Below are 16,397 nucleotides of genomic sequence, written 5' to 3' on the forward strand. Positions count from 1 at the left end.
TTGTCTGAACGGTTGTGGCTTTAATGGTTTCAAAGATTATGCCTGATATCGTCGAATTCCTGTTTGCTGATTTCGCCTTTGGCATAACGTTTTTGGGCGATCTCCAGTGGAGTTTCAGCCTGCACAGAAGGGGTGCCTTTGGCAGAGAATAACGCCCAGAGAACCAGCCCGACAATGACTACCCAAAATACCATCATAGCGATATGTCCTATTCCAAAGTCAAACCCGTACATTCCGTGCATGCTGTACCTCTCTCGTTATTGGCCGTTACTGTTCTGGTTGTTGTTGAAACGGTTACCCTGACAGCCAAATCCACCGCCTTGATTGGCGTAATTGTCATTGTGCATTTGGTTCATCCATTCCTGCATTGCCTGAGGGTTGTCATGCATGCTTTGCATCCAGGCTTGCATGGCTTCAGGGTTGTTATGCAATTCAAGCATGGCTTTGTATTGTGGGCTATCAGTGTTCATCATAGGGGCGTTGCCCATCATATTACCGTTGCCCATCATTGGGTGCTGGAATCCGCCTCCGCTGTAGCCACCGCCCATGTGGGCAAAGGCCGCGACAGAAACGGTTAATACGATACCGGTAGCCAATAGTTTAGTTAGGGTTTTCATAATTACTCTCCAGTTGTCCTTTCCAATCTGATTACAGCAATTTCTTCGGCTGGATGTGTGTCGCAATTCCTTTTGTTTCTGACAATTGATGGCAATCACTGTTATTGACATATCTTGTCACACATTCCGTAACAAACTGGTTATATTGCTTATTAACAGCGACGTATTGAGGAAAACAGATGGAGCAGACATACCGCATACTGGTTGTTGATGATCATGCAGAGATAAGAGAGCTGCTGAAGCGGTTTCTGACCCAACATGGTTTGGTGGTGGTCACGGCGGAAGATGGCGACAGTATGATGAAGAGCCTGAACCAGCACCAGTTTGACCTGATCATTCTGGATTTGATGATGCCCGGCAAAGATGGTGTGACCCTATGTCGGGAACTTCGGGCGACCTCCAACATCCCTATTATCATGCTCACGGCGCTCGGAGAAGATATTGACCGGATTGTCGGGCTGGAAGTCGGAGCCGATGATTATATCGCCAAGCCATTTAACCCCCGTGAGTTGTTGGCGCGGATAAAATCGGTGTTAAGACGTCATTTTGCCATCCCCAATGTGAACGAACGTTCGTCCGTATCGCCATTAAACTACGCATTTTCAGGCTGGTCGCTGAATACAACATCCCGGGAGTTAATCAACCCGCAAGGCGCGTTAGTATCACTGACCTCCACCGAATTTGAGCTGCTACTGGCTTTTGTTACTCACCCGAATGTGGTGTTGAAGCGGGAAGATTTGCTCAAACTGGTTCAGGGACGCGGTGCAGACGTTTACGACCGAGCCGTCGACACCCTGATTAGCCGGTTACGTAAGAAAATAGAAGTGGATTCGAAAGCCCCCCGACTGATCAAAACCATCTGGGGAGGTGGCTACCAATTTAGCTGTGAGGTTAGCCATGATTAAGTGGATTCGCAGCCTTAGGTTAATTCATCAAATCGGCATCGTGGTGTTGCTGGGTCTTGCGGTGAGTTTGTTTCTTTCGGCGCATTTGTTATCGTCGGAAAAGTCCAGAAGTCTTAATCTGTTGTCCTCAACGGGTGCCATCCAGCGGGTGCTGTCGGTGGTTGATATTTTGCGCCAGACCCCCGCTTCGTTGCATGAGTCTATAGTTGCCGCCAGCAGCAGCTCGGATTTGTCTCTATACGTTTCGACAACCCCGCAAGTGACACGAGGGCAGGGTAGCCCTCAGGAACTATCCGTCTTATATAACCGGCTGCAGTCTGCCGGGATTAAAGACGCCAATTTGTCGTTGGTAAAACAAGCCCGGCCGATGATGAACATGCGTGATATGCACAACGCCATGATGTCAAGGCAGCAGGGCGGCGGTCTGCATATGGGCTACGTAGCGACGATAGAAGGCTCAGTGCAGCTGGGTGACAACCAGTGGTTGAATTTTTCGTCTGGTATCGAGGAAGAGATCACTCACTGGTCTGCGGGAGTGCTGACTGCGCTGACGGTGGTGATGCTGGCGACGTTGGCCGTATCGATATTTATCATTCATCGTGCGCTGGCGCCGGTAAAAGTACTGGGCGAAGCGGCCAGAGAGTTTGCCCTTAACCGTAAAGTTACCCCGGTCAGCGAACGATGCCCGAGTGACCTGTTACCCACCATCACCGCATTCAATAAAATGCAGGTTGACCTGGCCGAGTATATCCAGGAAAGAACCCGTTTGTTGGCTGCGATCTCTCACGATCTTCGAACACCGTTAACCAGCCTGCGTCTCAGGCTGGAGTTTATTGAAGACAGCGAAGATAAGCAGCAGATGTTGAAATCGGTTGCGGTGATGGAGCAAATGTTGAAAGCGACCATGAGTTTTGCCAAGGATGACAGCTCGTTAGAAGCACGGCAGGCGACCAGTATCCACAGCCTCTTACAGACCATCGTGGATGAGTATGCTGATAAGGGCATTGCGGTCCAATATCAAGGTGATGGTGATCTGGTCGAAACTGTTCCGGCCATCGCCGTTCGCCGTATGCTGGAGAATTTAATCAATAACTCCGTCCAGTATGGTGGAGAGCAGTGCGATATCTCGCTCAGTGTTGCTAAATGCGATGGCTTTCTTGAATTCGCCGTTGCCGATACCGGCATCGGGATTGACGAGGCCAAATTGGACGAGGTGATAAAACCCTTCACCCGTTTGGATCAAGCCAGAGATACCGCTGGCTCCAATGTTGGATTAGGGCTGTCTATCACTAAGGCATTAGCCAACAACTATGGTGGCACATTAACGCTGAAAAAGAACAGCCCTTCCGGATTGGTTTGTCAGTTCACCATTGCCTTGGTTTAAACGTTGGCGGGCAATTGAACCCTATAGTTTTGATTGGCTAACGAAAATTAAGATGGGACGCTATTTAAACAAAGTTTTCAACCTGATGCTTATTTTTATTATTAGCGTGAGTACTACCGAGCAGCGATAACACAGTCGCGAGTAACATAATAATAACGATTGGCCACAAAGAGTCATTACTTAAAATAGCGGCAAGTGCGCTGATCCCCGCGCCCAGGAAGTATTGGCTGGCACCAACTGCCGCAGATGCCATACCGGCATTCCTACCGAAATGTTTTAAAAAGCTGACATTTGCATTGGCCATGATGCCGCCGATTGCAGCAGTCGTGACAATAAAGCCGGTTGCCGCGAACAGCAGGTTAGTCGGTAACAGCAACTGTGAGCTCACCAATATTAGCACGCCTGCCAACTGCAGCTTAATGAATGCTGACAATAGCAGTTCGGGATCATAGCGATTAAGCAACAGAGAGTTGAGGCGGTTGATTACCACCACTCCAAGCACATTGGCCAGAAACAGGCCAGACAACATTTCGGCAGATACCTGATAGTGAACCATGTATGCAAACGGGGCATTGGTGATGAATGTCATGAGTACCGTGTAGCTAAAAGACTGGGAGATTAAGTAACCGAGCGCCTGCTTGTTTTTGAATACGGCGAAAAAACTGATCGAGTCTTTTGCCGTGGTCACCTGGCCTTTTGGCATAGTTGGAATTGCATAGATCGCTACGATGAAAGCGAGTAATGCAGACAGGCGGAAGATCCATTGCCAGCCCAGGGAGTTCATAATTAGCGTACCTACAGTTGGCGCTATCGAAGGGGCGATCATCATAATTAACGCGATAAGCGAAAATAGCTTAGCGGCATCCCTTCCTGTCGCGTTATCGCGAATCGTTGCGGGTACCACAACCACCGCGATGCCACCACCGAGCGACTGAATCGCCCGCCAAAACCAAAACCAGCTGATGTCGTCTACCGATGCCAGAAACAAACTGCCAATAGCAAAAAGGCTTAATCCGCCGACCAAGACTTTTAGCCTGCCCAGCTTATCTGAAAGTGGCCCGCCGATAAGTTGGCCGATAGCCAGGCCGAAAACGTACAGGCTGACAGTAATCGATACCATGGCGGTGTCGACCTTGAGATCCCTGGCGATGGATGTGATTGACGGTAGGTAACTGTCGATGGCAAACGGCGTCATTGCAAACACCGCCGCCAGCAGCAATACCACTTTGTTGGATAATGTTTTGTTCATTTATACCTCATTTATCTTTCCGGGAAGATATTAGTTGCCATTTACCTTTCTGGCAAGATATATTTGCGCCATGTCACAGAACAAGTAGTGGAAAGACGTTATGCCCAATCAGAAATCCGTGGAAAATATGTTCAGTTCTGGCCTGCAACATTGGCCGCAGGCGTACAAAAACGTATCACCGGCCATACTCAGGCTGCATAGAGTTCATAAATATCTCACTGATGAGTTTGAGGCTTTGGTCTCGCAACACCAGTTGCAAAGGGCCGATTTCGGCATTCTGTCGGCATTACGTCGCTCTGCGCCGCCGTATTGCCTGTCACCGACTGACCTGTATCACTCAATGCTATTCAGTTCCGGCGGCCTGACTAAAGTGCTTAATCGGGTCACCGACGCGGGCCTAGTCGAAAGGGTGGAAAACCCTGAAGATGGCCGCAGTAAGCTAGTCAGGCTTACAGATGCCGGTAAGGATCTGATTGAAAAGGCAATGAGCGAAGTCCATGACTTAGAAAAAGAGCAATTATCGGTACTTTCGCCACAAGAGCTAGACTCATTAGAACAGCTGCTGCACAAGCTAATTTGCCGTTGGGAATAGCTTGGCTAATTGGAATCCCAACGCATTAAACTTTTTTGCCGTTAACGGTAGATTGCCTGTTTTTTATCAAGGAGATTTAATGTCGTCAGCTAAACCTTCGTCGACATCCGCGCTGTGGGCTCATATTCGCCCATTTCTGGAACTGAGTGATCGCAAACGTCCGTGGGGATTTTTGGTTACGGTGGCACTGTCTGCCGGATTACCGGTGGTTATCGCAACCTGGTTGGGCCAATTTACCGTTGGCGTTGCAGCAAGCTGTGGGGGTTTAGCCAGTCTTTATCTTAGGCAGACTCCTCTGTCACACCGGCTGGTTACGATGGCGTTGACGACGTTTGGATTTTGTTCCAGCTTTCTGTTGTGCCTACTGGCTGGTTTCAGCCCGGTGTCGATCTCTGTCGCGCTTGGATTCGTCGCTTTTTGGGCGACGTTTATCTGCCGCTATTTTGCAGTGCCTGCTCCCGGCAGCTTTTTCTTTATCCTGGTCGGCTGTATTGCCAGTGCCATGCCATTCGATCTCTCTTTGGCGGCAGAGCGTACCGGTATCCTGTTTTTCGGCTGTGTGGGAGCATGTGTCATGACACTCACGTACAGTCTTATCCAGTTGTTAAGGGGGTTCAGAGCGGGCATTCATCCGGCAGAAGCACCAGAACGCCGAGTGGTCGCAATTGTGTTGGAAGCGACAACCATAGCGACGTTTATCGCGGCCAGCTATCTGTTGGCCCTGTGGCTGGGCTTCGACAAACCTTACTGGGCGCCAATCTCTTGCGCAGCAATCTTACAGGGCGCAACCTTCCGTATGGTCTGGCATCGTAAGGTGCACCGTATTGTTGGCACCATAATTGGTATGGGCTTAGCCTGGCTGATATTTTCATTTAATCCAGGGCCTTGGATCCTGGTAACTTTGATTATCTGCCTTACCTTTGTGATAGAAATATTAGTCACACGCAACTATGGCCTTGCGGTGATATTTATCACCCCCTTAACCATCATTCTTGCGGAAGGGGGAAGTGCATCATTTGAAATTAACTCAGTGATCTTGCTTCGACTTATTGATGTAATTGCTGGTAGTTCAGTAGGTTATCTTGGCGGTTGGCTGCTTCATCAGCGTGATCTCTATGACCGCCTGGAGCAACGATTATTGCGTTTGCGAGTGAAGTGATCACAGCCGCGTTTTGCAGAGTTGTCGCATTAAGAGGTTGGTCAATTAATGTGCAGCTGGATTTTAGTTATTTACTTGTTCTGAACGAAAGTAACACTATTTGTCTGTTTTTAAATAAATAAATCAATAGAGGTGTAATCTGCAATTGACCTGTATGGAGAATTTATACGATTTTTGGAAAAGCATTATGCAATTAAGTGGGTATGGGAAATTATTTACATATAAATCAACTAAGTAAAATTGCCGATAAAATAAATTGTTTAGAAATGTGATTTACTAAAAATCGGCTTATTTACTAATCAGTTTTGAATGTTAAGATTGCTTGCCCTTAACCCAAATTGCCACAATTTTAAGCTCAAATACCAATGAATATAGCACTCTCAACCAAATATTTTAGTAGTCAATTTAAACAAGCTACGCATAATAAAAAAATAGGCATCGCACACTCAAAAGCGAAGAAAGTGATCGTGCTGAATGCAAAGGGCGGGGTCGGAAAATCAACGGTAACAGCCGGGCTTGTGAGCAAGTTGATTCAGGACGGTTATCAAACGGAGCTGGTAGACTTCGACCGGCAAAAATCCACTTACAATTGGGCAAACTTGGTTGGCAGCCTGCCGTGCCAGGCCTTTAATCCGGCCATGCGCAGTTTCACTGATATCAGTATGTCGCTGAAAGTGGATCCGCAATCAGAGTTTATCGTTATCGACTCCCCTTCCAACATGTCGGAGGCGGAATTAGCTCGTTACATTCGGTTTGTCGACCATATCATCATTCCTATTCAGCCATCACCGGTTGATTTGAAAGCGTCACTACCGTTTATCGAAATGCTGATCAGCCGCCATCTATACCGGGATGTGATGCAGAAAGTGAAACTTGGTTTTGTCATTAACCGAACCCAAAATGCGAATGACGAAAAACTGCGTAAGGTAATGCACCTGTTAAGCATGTTTAGCCAGCATTCCACGCTCGGCATGATGAGCGAATCAGACCACTATCAGGAAGCGTTTCTGAACGATAGTTTCGTGGAAAAGGGCGAGGTAGATGATACTCTGTGGAAAAATATTCTTCTTTGGCTAAATGGCAACAAATCGCTGACTAATTAATAAGAAGAGTCTGAGACGGTCTCTGCGAAGGCGTTTATCGAAGCTTAGCCACCAGAAATGCGATCCCTGCTGGAATGGGGGATTGCGCTATTAACTTGGCATAGCCACGACTTGATATCGCTGCAGTGATAGCAACTTTGCCGTATAGCCTATAGCTATCTGATTTTACAGTACATATAACAAAGCTCATCTGCTGATGGGCTTTTTTGGTTTTATAAATAAAAATATTTTTTATTGTTATATTGATCAAAGAAATATTTTTTTATTGATCAATAATGAGCGTGAAATTCAACAATCAGGATGGTTGCTGACCATCAAGCCAGTGATCAATGTCACGCGGTACGGCTCAGTACTTAACAAGGAAAAAATAATGAACATAAAAAATCACTTAATTTGTACCCCTTTGCTTGCTGCCTCTCTGGCGTTCAGTGTCAGCGCGAATGCTGATAACCAATGGCCTGATCTCCCGTTTGGTCTTAAAGATGGCATCAGTGCTCAGGTGGGAAATAAAGTGTTTGTTGGTCTGGGTTCTGCGGGGCAACAGTTTTATATGCTCGATCTGAACGATGTGGCGAAGGGTTGGCAAAAACAGGCTGCCTTTATTGGCGCATCACGTAGCGGGGCTACCGCTTCGGTGGTCGGCAGCGAAGTGTATGTATTTGGTGGTTCCGGCAAAGTTAATCAGTCAGATGCTTCGCCGATACTATTTGACACCGTTTACCGCTATGACGTGAAGGCAAACTCATGGGCGCAAGTGAATACCGCTTCGCCGGTCGGTCTGTTGGGCGCGGCTTCGTATTCTCCGGACAATAAACAAATCATACTGTTTGGTGGTTATAACAAACAGTATTTCGATAGTTACCTGCATGACGTCATGACAACAGATAAGCAGGCTGAGCCGGAGGCCTGGCAGAAAATCGTTGACGACTACATGGGAATGAAACCGTCTGATTATCAATGGAACCAGCAGGTGCTGAGTTTCAAACCAGAAACGCAACAGTGGAGCGTAGTCGGAACCTCTCCTTATTTTGCCAACTGTGGTAGTGCGCTGGTCACCGACGGGCCTGTCGCGACTTTGATCAGTGGTGAAATTAAACCCGGCTTGAGAACGGCCGAAGTCAAACAGTTTCAATTTGGTAAGAGTCAGCCTTGGAACAGTATGCATGCTTTACCTGCACCAGAGCCGGGAGCGGTACAAGAAGGCGTGGCGGGAGCGTTTGCAGGTAAGAGCAACGGCGTAACAATTGTTGCCGGTGGTGCCAACTTCCATGGCGCTAAAGCGGCATTTGAAAGTGGCAATCTGTTCGCCCATGCCGGACTGGGCAAGGCGTTTAATCCTGAAATCTACATAGAACAAGACGGTCTGTGGTCCAGAGCAAACGAGCTGCCTGAAGGGCTGGCTTATGGTGCCTCTTTTACCACTCAAGACGGCGTCTTAATCGCCGGCGGTGAAAAGAGTGATCGTAGCCAGAGCAACAAAGTTTATATGTTGGCCTGGGATGGCTCAAAAGTGGTTGTGACAGACTGATTTACGAGGAACTTTATGTCGTTAGTGATCGACTCAATTCCTGATCTGCCGATCGGAATTAAACACGGTGTCGGCGGTGTGCTTGGCGGTAAGATTTATGCCGGGCTGGGCAGTGCAGGCAAGCAGCTATTCTTCTTCGATTTAGAGCAGCCTCAACTCGGTTGGCAATCCGCAGCCGATTTCCCGGGCTGCGCCCGTGATGATGCCGCATTTGCTGTGAGCGGGCACAAGCTCTATGTGTTTTCAGGCGCAGGTGTTGAACCGGGCAACAGCCATCCCACGGTATTACTGGATGGCTATCAGTTTGATAGCCTGGAGAATCGCTGGACGCAACTGGAAGGGGGATTGCCCATCGGGTTATTAGGGGCGTCCTGCTGCTGTTTGACTTCAGGGGAGCTGGTGTTTTTTGGCGGTTACCGCAAAGAAACATTCGATGATTTTGTCGCGGAGTTGTCAGCCATTGATGCCCAATCGGAACCTGAAAAACACCAACAACTGCTAACCCATTTTATGTCGCAACAAGTCGATGCTTACGGCTGGAATCAGGACTTTTGGACATTTACCCCGGCGGACAATCGCTGGTCCATTGTAGGAAGAAATGCCTTCCCCGCAAACTGCGGGGCAGGCGTTGCTCAAGATGGCGACCGAATTACGCTCATTGAAGGAGAAATCAAACCGGGGCTAAGAAGCTTGCAAACCAAGCAATTTGAGCTGGCTGGTTCTGTGGTAACGAAAGGTGTGCTGTGTCCGTCTATCGTCGACGTTGATAGTGAACATGAAGGGCTGGCAGGCCATTTTGTCGCCACATTTCAAAATCAAGTTTACGTTGTGGGTGGTGCCTATTTCATTGGCAGTCAAAAAAACTTTAGAAATGGCAGGTTGTACAGTCATCAAGGTTTGACCAAGCACTATAGCAACAAGGTATGGAAATATGATGGTTCTGGCTGGACCTTCGCCGGCGTGTTCGGGGAAGCGCTTGCTTATGGGTTATCGGTATCCTTAGAGCAGCGCATGTACATCATTGGTGGCGAAAATTGCTCCGGTGAAGCACAAACGCGCTGCTTCTCCCTGTATTGATATTAAATACTAATTTAGTAGCCTCAAACAGACAGATTTGTTTGAGGTTATTTTTTATCAAATTATCAATGCCACGCCTGAATCTGCACACTTTCAATGGATATGATCTTTTATGAAAAATATCTCGTTTAAAAATAAAATAGTAGCACTTATCGTTGCTATTATTTTCGTTACTATCTCTGTCTCTTATTTTAGTGTTAACTATTTCATTAACGATTACATTTATCAAACCGATACCAAGAATATTCAGCACAATATAGACCTGGTGGAAGATAAGATTAATAGTGAACTTCAAGCCAAAATTTCGATGGCGGAAAACCTGAAAATAGGTGTTATCGACATCAAGAAAGTACAGCAAAGCTCCGGTTTTCAAAGGATCACCAAGATTGTAGAAGGGTTCGCGTTTGATAACTCAGGAACATTATCAGACCAACAGGCCGCTCAATTTGTTAAGATCGCCGAAGCACAGAGCAAACCTTTGGTCATAACCCCGGTTAGGCTGCAAGACAACCAGCCGGTAATGACAATAATTTCTAAGCAACGCGATGGTTCAACAACATTCTTTGAATTAAATTTAACTTACTTAGCGGATGTTATAAAAAAATATCAGCGCGATGGCAGTTACTTGGAGATTGTATCGGGAAATAACATTCCGATTTTTTCAAATAAACAAGGAACAGAACTGGTTCCGATCGAGCATAAAATAGAATTTGATGATAATAGCTGGCTGTTAACCGGTTACATTGATTTAACTAATATTCAAGCCAATACCAACAGCTTGAATAGTATGATCACGCTTGCGCTTACTGTCAGTGCGGTAATTATCATCATACTCTCTGTGGGGCTGTTAAGTTACGCGTTTAAGCCGCTGATTCGTTTGCAGAGTCTGGTCGCTGACCTGTCTCAGGGCAATGGTGATTTGACACAAAAACTAGAAGTGAAGTCAGGTGATGAGATCGGCAAAATATCGGACTCCATAAACCGCTTTATTGGCCAGCTAAGAGAGCTGTTTGTTGAAATTTCGGATTCATCTCATCAGATAGATGATGCCGTGGTGCAGATGATGAAGCAGTCAGCGACTCATAGTGAGATGCTAAAAGCACATATGTCGGAAACTGAGCAGGTTATTGCGGCGATAGAGCAACTGAGAGTCACCGCCGGCGCTATTGCCCAAAGCACGTCCAATGCCGCTAATCTGACTGAAAAAACCAATGACTTTGCCAACCTATCGAAAGCTGCCGTTAATGAAGCTGAGGATAGCATTGCCAAGCTGGAATCAGATATCGCAAACATGGCCAATACGATCGGTGAGATGAGCCATGAAACGGCAGAAATCGGCGCGGTACTGCAAATTATTGGTGATATTGCCGAGCAGACCAACTTACTGGCACTGAACGCGGCCATTGAAGCTGCCAGAGCGGGCGAACAAGGGCGTGGCTTCGCGGTTGTCGCCGATGAGGTCAGGGGGCTGGCGGCAAGAACGCAGCAAAGTACGGCGTTAATCAATGAAATGCTCGGAAAATTGCATCGGGCCAGCGAAAATGCGGTCAGTCAAATGGATTCAACCCGTATTAGCTGCCAAACCACATCAGACAATACCCATAGGGTAATGGAATCGCTGCATACGGTGACGTCTTCTGTGAGTGAAATTAACGATTTGAATACCCTAATGGCGACCTCCGCCGAAGAGCAGAGTCAGGTAACGGATGAAATCGGTCGCAACATGGGGGCTATCCAGCAGTTGATTGAACAGTTAAATCATGACGCGTCTGAGGCCGATGCACTCAGTCAGCGGTTGGACAATACCTCCTCAGGACTATCTCAGGTTGTCGGCCAGTTTAAGATCCATTAGCAACGCTCAGTTAGTGGCTCCAGAGGGACACTTAAATGAGTGTCCCTAGGACCATTAACTGGATCGATCACATCAGTTACCTTTAACTCAATCACATTTTTCAACCATGGCTTTGGCTGGCAGTAGGTGCTCATTCAATTACTCTGCCAGTGCTGTGGGAGCTTCATTGTTGGCCCCGATTCGTCTGTATAATCGCTGTTTAGAGAGGGACTTACCAGCTAAGTTAGATTTTTATTCAGTTCGTTGTCCCCTAGTTATATTCTCCATAATTCGCTTTCTAACCGCGAAAATTCCGTTTTTCATTTGATCTCCGAAACGTGATCTGATTCTTAGATGTTACGCAATGTTACCGATAACATCTTAAATGTTCCCGGTAACATTGCGTGTGTTATGGGTAACATCGAACGAGATACTATAAAGCAAAGGACTATTAGATGAAATTCTTAACCAAAACCCTAACATCGGCTGTCGCCGTCGCGTTAATGTCAACTTCAGCGCTTGCAGCTGAATTTAATTTCAAATTCCAATCAAGCGATCCATCTGGGGACAAAAACTATCAGGTGCAGAAAGAGTGGACCAAACGCGTTGAAGAGATGTCTGGTGGCCGGATTGAAATCGACTTACTACCGGTTGGTGCGGTGGTGAAACACACCGAAACACTGGATGCGATCAAAATGGGTGTTATTGATGGCCACATTACCGCGACCGGTTATTTCTCTGGTAAAGATCCTGCGTTTGGCCTGATTGGTAACATGGTCGGTGCCTGGTCTGATACCCGCGAACTGCTGCAATACATTAACTACGGCGGCGGCTTTGAACTGATGACTGAGCTGTATGCCCCTTATGGTGTTCAGTACATTGGCGGCTCCACTACCGGCGTTGAATCTTTCGTATCCAAAGTGCCGCTGAATGGCGTTGACGATTTGAAAGGGCTGAAACTGCGTGCGCCTGAAGGCCTGGTTCAGCAAGTGTTTGCGGCAGCGGGTGCGACTCCGGTTAACCTGCCAGGTTCTGAAGTCTTTACCGGCCTGAGCAAAGGCGTTATCGACGCGGCCGACTACACAGTATTTTCTACCAACCACAAAGCGGGTATGAACGATATCGCGACCCACCCGGTTCAGCCAGGTTTCCACTCGCTGCCAACCATCGATATCTCAATGAGCAAGAAAAAATGGGACAAACTGCCAGCCGATCTGCAGCAAATCCTCAAGGTATCAGTACGTGACTTTGCTGAAGATATCACTACTCAGCTGCGTATTGCCGACCAGGAAGCAGTACGTGCAGCGCAGGCTAACCCGGATATTACTATCCACGACTGGTCAGCCGAAGAGCGTAAGAAGTTCCGTCAGATCGCGATGGGTGAATGGGAAAAATATGCTCAACGCTCTCCAAACGCGAAAAAAGTCTACGACTCTATTACGACTTACCTGAAAAATTCAGGCCTTCTATAAGTTGTTATATATAGGGAGGTTTTCTCGCCTCCCTACTTTTTGGAAATACCATTATGAAAAACTCACACACTGAAATTGTGGCTGAAATGCCCAAGAACACCCTGGATAAAGTGATCGCCAAATTAAGCGAGATACTGAGCTTATTATTTGTCTTCACTGTGATTATTTCTTTTTACGAAGTTGCCAGCCGTTATCTGTTTAATGCTCCAACCATCTGGGTACACGAATCCGCATCATTTATTGGCGGAGCGCTTTTCGTACTGGGTGGTGCATACGCGCTGGCGACGGATAAGCACGTACGCGTGGTACTGATCTACGACGCGGTATCCGAGAAAACCAAACACTACCTGAACATATTCCACCATCTGGCAGGGCTTTTGTTCAGTGGTCTGCTGACTTACGCCGCCTGGCAGATGGTCACCAACTCATGGTTGACCCCTTGGGGAGAAGTCAGGCTGGAAACCTCCGGTACTGCCTGGAACCCGCCTTTTCCTGCGCTGCTGAAAGGCTTAATCCTGGTCACTGTGGTGCTGATGTTCATTCAGTTCACGCTGCACCTGATCAATGAAATTCAAGAACTAAAGGAAGACGACAATGCTTAATTCATCTTCTATTAGCCAGGATGCTGGCAGCCGCAAACCCATTGCGTTGATAGCGGGCCTCGTTACTTTGACTGCCGCATTAGGTTGGGTGGGTTTCCAGGCATTCACAGCTAATCTCTCTTCAATCGGTATTGCTTACGGCAGTCTGTTGATGCTGGTTTTGATGATTGGCCTGCTTTTAACCGGGATGCAGCTGGCATTCGTGACCGGCCTGGTGGCACTGATTTTCACCTTGGGTTGGTTTGGCGTAGATGCGCTGCCACTGGTGACCAGCCGTATATTCAGTTTTGTTAACGGTTATGTCTTCCTGGCCGTGCCCATGTTTGTACTGATGGCCGCGTTGCTCGACCGCTCTGGTATCGCCCGGGATCTGTTTGACGCGATGAAGAGTGTTGGCCGTAAGATTCGTGGTGGCGTTGCGGTACAAACCCTGATTGTCGCGGTGATCCTGGCGTCTATGTCTGGCGTAATTGGTGGCGAAACGGTGCTGCTGGGTATCCTGGCCCTACCGCAAATGCTGCGCCTGGGTTATGACCGTAAGCTGGCAATCGGGACCACCTGTGCCGGCGGCGCACTCGGAACCATGCTGCCACCAAGTATCGTACTGATTATCTACGGCCTGTCGGCATCGGTTTCGATTGGCGATCTGTTTAAAGCGTCGTTTCTGCCGGCATTTATCCTGGCTGCTTTCTATATGATCTACGTGCTAGTGCGCTGCAAACTCAATCCGTCACTTGCACCGCTGCCGTCAGAGGAAGACCTGGCCAAAGATTCAGAACATACCCCAAGCTACTTTAAGGCGCTGTTCTTCCCGCTGCTGTCTGTTGCAACCGTGCTGGGCAGTATCTACACCGGTATTGCGTCGGTGACGGAAGCCTCTGCACTGGGTGTGGTGGGTATTGCGATCAGTGCGGCGATTCGTAAAGAGCTGAACTGGGCAATGGTAAAAGATTCGGCTGTCGCGACCATGCGTACCTGCGGCATGATCATGTGGATCGGTATCGGTGCTTCGGCTCTGGTGGGCGTGTACAACCTGATGGGTGGTATCGATTTCGTTGAGCAGACCATTATGGCGCTGAGTGGCGGTAATGCCATGACCACCTTGCTGATCATGATGGCAATCCTGTTCGTGCTGGGCATGTTCCTCGACTGGGTTGGTGTTGCGCTGCTGACCATGCCGATATTCGTGCCGATCATTACCAGCCTTGGTATGGACCCTATCTGGTTTGGTGTGGTGTTCTGCCTGAACATGCAAGTGGCCTTCCTGTCACCACCATTTGGCCCGGCCGCTTTCTATCTGAAATCGGTGGCGCCGAAAGACATCACTCTGGGTGAAATCTTCACTGCATTACTACCGTTTATCGCCCTGCAAGTTGCAGTGCTTGCATTGGTCATTATGTTCCCTGAACTGGCTTTATGGTGGCGATAAGCCTGTCCGTTAACCCTAAATTAGAGTCAACACTATGAACAAAAAATATGTCGTTATGGGGGTTTCTGGCTGTGGGAAATCGTCGATTGGTCACTCACTGGCAACTACGCTGAACATTCCTTTTTTCGATGGTGATGATTTTCACCCGGAAGAAAATATTCAGAAGATGCGCAGCGGGATTCCCCTGACTGATGAAGACCGGAAGACCTGGCTACAGAGCCTTAGCCAGCTTATCCAGCGCGAGGACCAGTTAGTAGTCGCCTGCTCGGCTCTGAAACCGGAATACCGGGAGATTCTGCGCAGTGGCGGCAACACGCTGACATTCTGTTACCTGAAAGGAGATTTTGACACCATTTGGTCTCGGCATAAGGCGAGGGAAGGGCACTATTTTCAAGGCTCGGCGATGCTCGAAAGCCAGTTTGAAACCCTGATAGAACCCTCCGAACAGGAAGCGATTCATATCGACATCAAGCAGGCTCCAGACCAGATAGTGGATGAAATCCTCGCCAGAATTTGATTTTTGCACGGCTGACTTTGCAGCCCTTTGGTAAGTAAGATGAATTTACGGGCCACTTTGCTGGCCCTTAGGTAAGACAAGATGACAATGAACGCAGTAGTTGTTGAAGTGGCAAACACTATCGTTAAACGAAGTGCACAAAGCCGCAAAAGCTATTTGGATAACCTAGAGAGACAAGCCAGTAAGGGAAAACTGCGTGCTGGTTTGGCTTGTGGCAACCTGGCCCACACGGTGGCGGCCTCCACTACAGAGGAAAAAGCCTCAATTCTGGATTTTACCAAGGTGAATTTGGCGATAGTCACCGCCTACAATGATATGGTGAGTGCTCACCAACCCTATCTGTATTATCCGGACGTGATCAAGCGGGCACTATTACCACTGGGCAACACCGCCCAGGTCGCCGGTGGTGTACCGGCAATGTGTGATGGCATCACCCAGGGCAATGATGGCATGGAGCTGTCACTGTTTTCCCGGGATCTGATCGCCCAGTCCACCGCTATGTCGCTGAGCCACAATACCTTCGACGGGACTTTGCTGATGGGGGTGTGCGATAAAATCGCCCCGGGGCAGCTGATGGGGGCGCTGGCGTTTGGTCACCTGCCCAGCGCGTTTGTGCCATCGGGCCCGATGGCCACCGGTCTGAGTAATGACGAAAAAGTCTCGACCCGGCAAAAATATGTTGCAGGTGAAGTGGACAAATCGGCGCTGCTGGCGATGGAGTGTAAAGCCTATCACTCTGCCGGTACCTGCACCTTCTTTGGCACCGCCAATACCAATCAACTGGTACTGGAAGCCATGGGCTTGATGCTGCCGGGTTCGGCATTTGTTTCGCCCACTGATCCGCTAAGGGAAAAACTGACCGAGAAAATCGCTCAGCATATCGCGTCGCTGAGCGGTTATCATCGCAGCCCGAAAGCGCTGGGTCATGTGGT

General features: G+C 48.3%; 16 protein-coding genes. 13 read left to right on the forward strand and 3 right to left on the reverse strand.

Annotated elements, in window-relative coordinates; translation table 11 throughout:
- Positions 1–29: 29 nt before the first annotated feature.
- Both ACQY6F_RS09320 and ACQY6F_RS09325 read right to left on the reverse strand, forming a co-directional pair.
- Positions 30–197 carry an SHOCT domain-containing protein gene (locus tag ACQY6F_RS09320; protein WP_428773871.1) on the reverse strand — a complete coding sequence of 56 codons (168 nt, stop codon included), beginning with the start codon at positions 195–197 and terminating at the stop codon, positions 30–32.
- Between the two features lie 60 nt (positions 198–257).
- Positions 258–617 (reverse strand): hypothetical protein, encoded by a 360-nt coding sequence (locus tag ACQY6F_RS09325; protein ID WP_428773873.1) that lies wholly within the window; start codon positions 615–617, stop codon positions 258–260.
- Positions 618–796: 179 nt separating this feature from the next.
- Here ACQY6F_RS09325 and ACQY6F_RS09330 point away from each other — a divergent pair, with 179 nt between their 5' ends.
- Together ACQY6F_RS09330 and ACQY6F_RS09335 are read left to right on the forward strand one after the other, a co-directional pair.
- Positions 797–1,522: a response regulator gene (locus tag ACQY6F_RS09330; RefSeq protein ID WP_428773875.1), complete on the forward strand. Its 726-nt coding sequence runs from the start codon at positions 797–799 to the stop codon at positions 1,520–1,522.
- On the forward strand, positions 1,515–2,906 hold the full coding sequence (locus ACQY6F_RS09335) for a sensor histidine kinase (protein WP_428773876.1): 1,392 nt from the start codon (positions 1,515–1,517) through the stop codon (positions 2,904–2,906). The genes ACQY6F_RS09330 and ACQY6F_RS09335 overlap by 8 nt, the downstream gene beginning before the upstream one ends.
- Positions 2,907–2,970: 64 nt before the next feature.
- Here the strand turns inward: ACQY6F_RS09335 and ACQY6F_RS09340 are convergent, their stop codons facing one another.
- Positions 2,971–4,155 (reverse strand): multidrug effflux MFS transporter, encoded by a 1,185-nt coding sequence (locus ACQY6F_RS09340; protein ID WP_428773877.1) that lies wholly within the window; start codon positions 4,153–4,155, stop codon positions 2,971–2,973.
- A 100-nt stretch (positions 4,156–4,255) separates the two neighbouring features.
- Between ACQY6F_RS09340 and ACQY6F_RS09345 the strand changes: the two genes are divergently transcribed.
- From ACQY6F_RS09345 to ACQY6F_RS09395, 11 genes are all read left to right on the forward strand, one after another.
- A complete protein-coding gene (locus tag ACQY6F_RS09345) occupies positions 4,256–4,747 on the forward strand; it encodes a MarR family winged helix-turn-helix transcriptional regulator (protein WP_428773879.1) in 492 nt (163 codons plus the stop codon).
- Between the two features lie 79 nt (positions 4,748–4,826).
- Positions 4,827–5,906: an FUSC family protein gene (locus tag ACQY6F_RS09350; RefSeq protein ID WP_428773881.1), complete on the forward strand. Its 1,080-nt coding sequence runs from the start codon at positions 4,827–4,829 to the stop codon at positions 5,904–5,906.
- Positions 5,907–6,271: 365 nt separating this feature from the next.
- Positions 6,272–7,009, forward strand: coding sequence for an AAA family ATPase (locus ACQY6F_RS09355; protein ID WP_428773883.1), 738 nt, complete (start codon positions 6,272–6,274; stop codon positions 7,007–7,009).
- Between the two features lie 370 nt (positions 7,010–7,379).
- The gene (locus ACQY6F_RS09360) at positions 7,380–8,537 is read left to right on the forward strand and encodes an N-acetylneuraminate epimerase (RefSeq protein ID WP_428773884.1); all 1,158 of its coding nucleotides are present in this window, start codon (positions 7,380–7,382) and stop codon (positions 8,535–8,537) included.
- Positions 8,538–8,552: 15 nt separating this feature from the next.
- Positions 8,553–9,614, forward strand: a complete 1,062-nt coding sequence (locus tag ACQY6F_RS09365) for a YjhT family mutarotase (RefSeq protein WP_428773886.1) — start codon at positions 8,553–8,555, stop codon at positions 9,612–9,614.
- A gap of 112 nt (positions 9,615–9,726) precedes the next feature.
- Complete coding sequence (locus ACQY6F_RS09370; protein WP_428773887.1) at positions 9,727–11,466, forward strand: methyl-accepting chemotaxis protein; 1,740 nt, start codon at positions 9,727–9,729, stop codon at positions 11,464–11,466.
- Between the two features lie 434 nt (positions 11,467–11,900).
- Positions 11,901–12,917, forward strand: a complete 1,017-nt coding sequence (locus tag ACQY6F_RS09375; protein WP_428773888.1) for a TRAP transporter substrate-binding protein — start codon at positions 11,901–11,903, stop codon at positions 12,915–12,917.
- Between the two features lie 53 nt (positions 12,918–12,970).
- Positions 12,971–13,519 (forward strand): TRAP transporter small permease subunit, encoded by a 549-nt coding sequence (locus ACQY6F_RS09380; RefSeq protein WP_428773890.1) that lies wholly within the window; start codon positions 12,971–12,973, stop codon positions 13,517–13,519.
- 151 nt (positions 13,520–13,670) lie between these two features.
- Positions 13,671–14,948, forward strand: a complete 1,278-nt coding sequence (locus ACQY6F_RS09385) for a TRAP transporter large permease (protein WP_428773895.1) — start codon at positions 13,671–13,673, stop codon at positions 14,946–14,948.
- Positions 14,949–14,982: 34 nt separating this feature from the next.
- Positions 14,983–15,465 (forward strand): gluconokinase, encoded by a 483-nt coding sequence (locus tag ACQY6F_RS09390; protein WP_428773892.1) that lies wholly within the window; start codon positions 14,983–14,985, stop codon positions 15,463–15,465.
- An 87-nt stretch (positions 15,466–15,552) separates the two neighbouring features.
- On the forward strand, positions 15,553–16,397 hold an 845-nt coding region (locus ACQY6F_RS09395; RefSeq protein ID WP_428773897.1), incomplete at its 3' end, for a dihydroxy-acid dehydratase.

This window comes from Vibrio sp. (assembly GCF_050299255.1).
Lineage (GTDB): Bacteria > Pseudomonadota > Gammaproteobacteria > Enterobacterales > Vibrionaceae > Vibrio.

Excerpts from the sequence above, each read along its gene's own strand:
- ACQY6F_RS09360 (WP_428773884.1), top strand. The coding sequence starts at position 7,380 with ATGAACATAAAAAATCACTTAATTTGTACCCCTTTGCTTGCTGCCTCT.
- ACQY6F_RS09330 (WP_428773875.1), top strand. The coding sequence starts at position 797 with ATGGAGCAGACATACCGCATACTGGTTGTTGATGATCATGCAGAGATA.
- ACQY6F_RS09380 (WP_428773890.1), top strand. The coding sequence starts at position 12,971 with ATGAAAAACTCACACACTGAAATTGTGGCTGAAATGCCCAAGAACACC.
- ACQY6F_RS09325 (WP_428773873.1), bottom strand. The coding sequence starts at position 617 with ATGAAAACCCTAACTAAACTATTGGCTACCGGTATCGTATTAACCGTT.
- ACQY6F_RS09350 (WP_428773881.1), top strand. The coding sequence starts at position 4,827 with ATGTCGTCAGCTAAACCTTCGTCGACATCCGCGCTGTGGGCTCATATT.
- ACQY6F_RS09345 (WP_428773879.1), top strand. The coding sequence starts at position 4,256 with ATGCCCAATCAGAAATCCGTGGAAAATATGTTCAGTTCTGGCCTGCAA.
- ACQY6F_RS09355 (WP_428773883.1), top strand. The coding sequence starts at position 6,272 with ATGAATATAGCACTCTCAACCAAATATTTTAGTAGTCAATTTAAACAA.
- ACQY6F_RS09370 (WP_428773887.1), top strand. The coding sequence starts at position 9,727 with ATGAAAAATATCTCGTTTAAAAATAAAATAGTAGCACTTATCGTTGCT.
- ACQY6F_RS09320 (WP_428773871.1), bottom strand. The coding sequence starts at position 197 with ATGATGGTATTTTGGGTAGTCATTGTCGGGCTGGTTCTCTGGGCGTTA.
- ACQY6F_RS09375 (WP_428773888.1), top strand. The coding sequence starts at position 11,901 with ATGAAATTCTTAACCAAAACCCTAACATCGGCTGTCGCCGTCGCGTTA.
- ACQY6F_RS09385 (WP_428773895.1), top strand. The coding sequence starts at position 13,671 with ATGCTGGTTTTGATGATTGGCCTGCTTTTAACCGGGATGCAGCTGGCA.
- ACQY6F_RS09335 (WP_428773876.1), top strand. The coding sequence starts at position 1,515 with ATGATTAAGTGGATTCGCAGCCTTAGGTTAATTCATCAAATCGGCATC.
- ACQY6F_RS09340 (WP_428773877.1), bottom strand. The coding sequence starts at position 4,155 with ATGAACAAAACATTATCCAACAAAGTGGTATTGCTGCTGGCGGCGGTG.
- ACQY6F_RS09365 (WP_428773886.1), top strand. The coding sequence starts at position 8,553 with ATGTCGTTAGTGATCGACTCAATTCCTGATCTGCCGATCGGAATTAAA.
- ACQY6F_RS09390 (WP_428773892.1), top strand. The coding sequence starts at position 14,983 with ATGAACAAAAAATATGTCGTTATGGGGGTTTCTGGCTGTGGGAAATCG.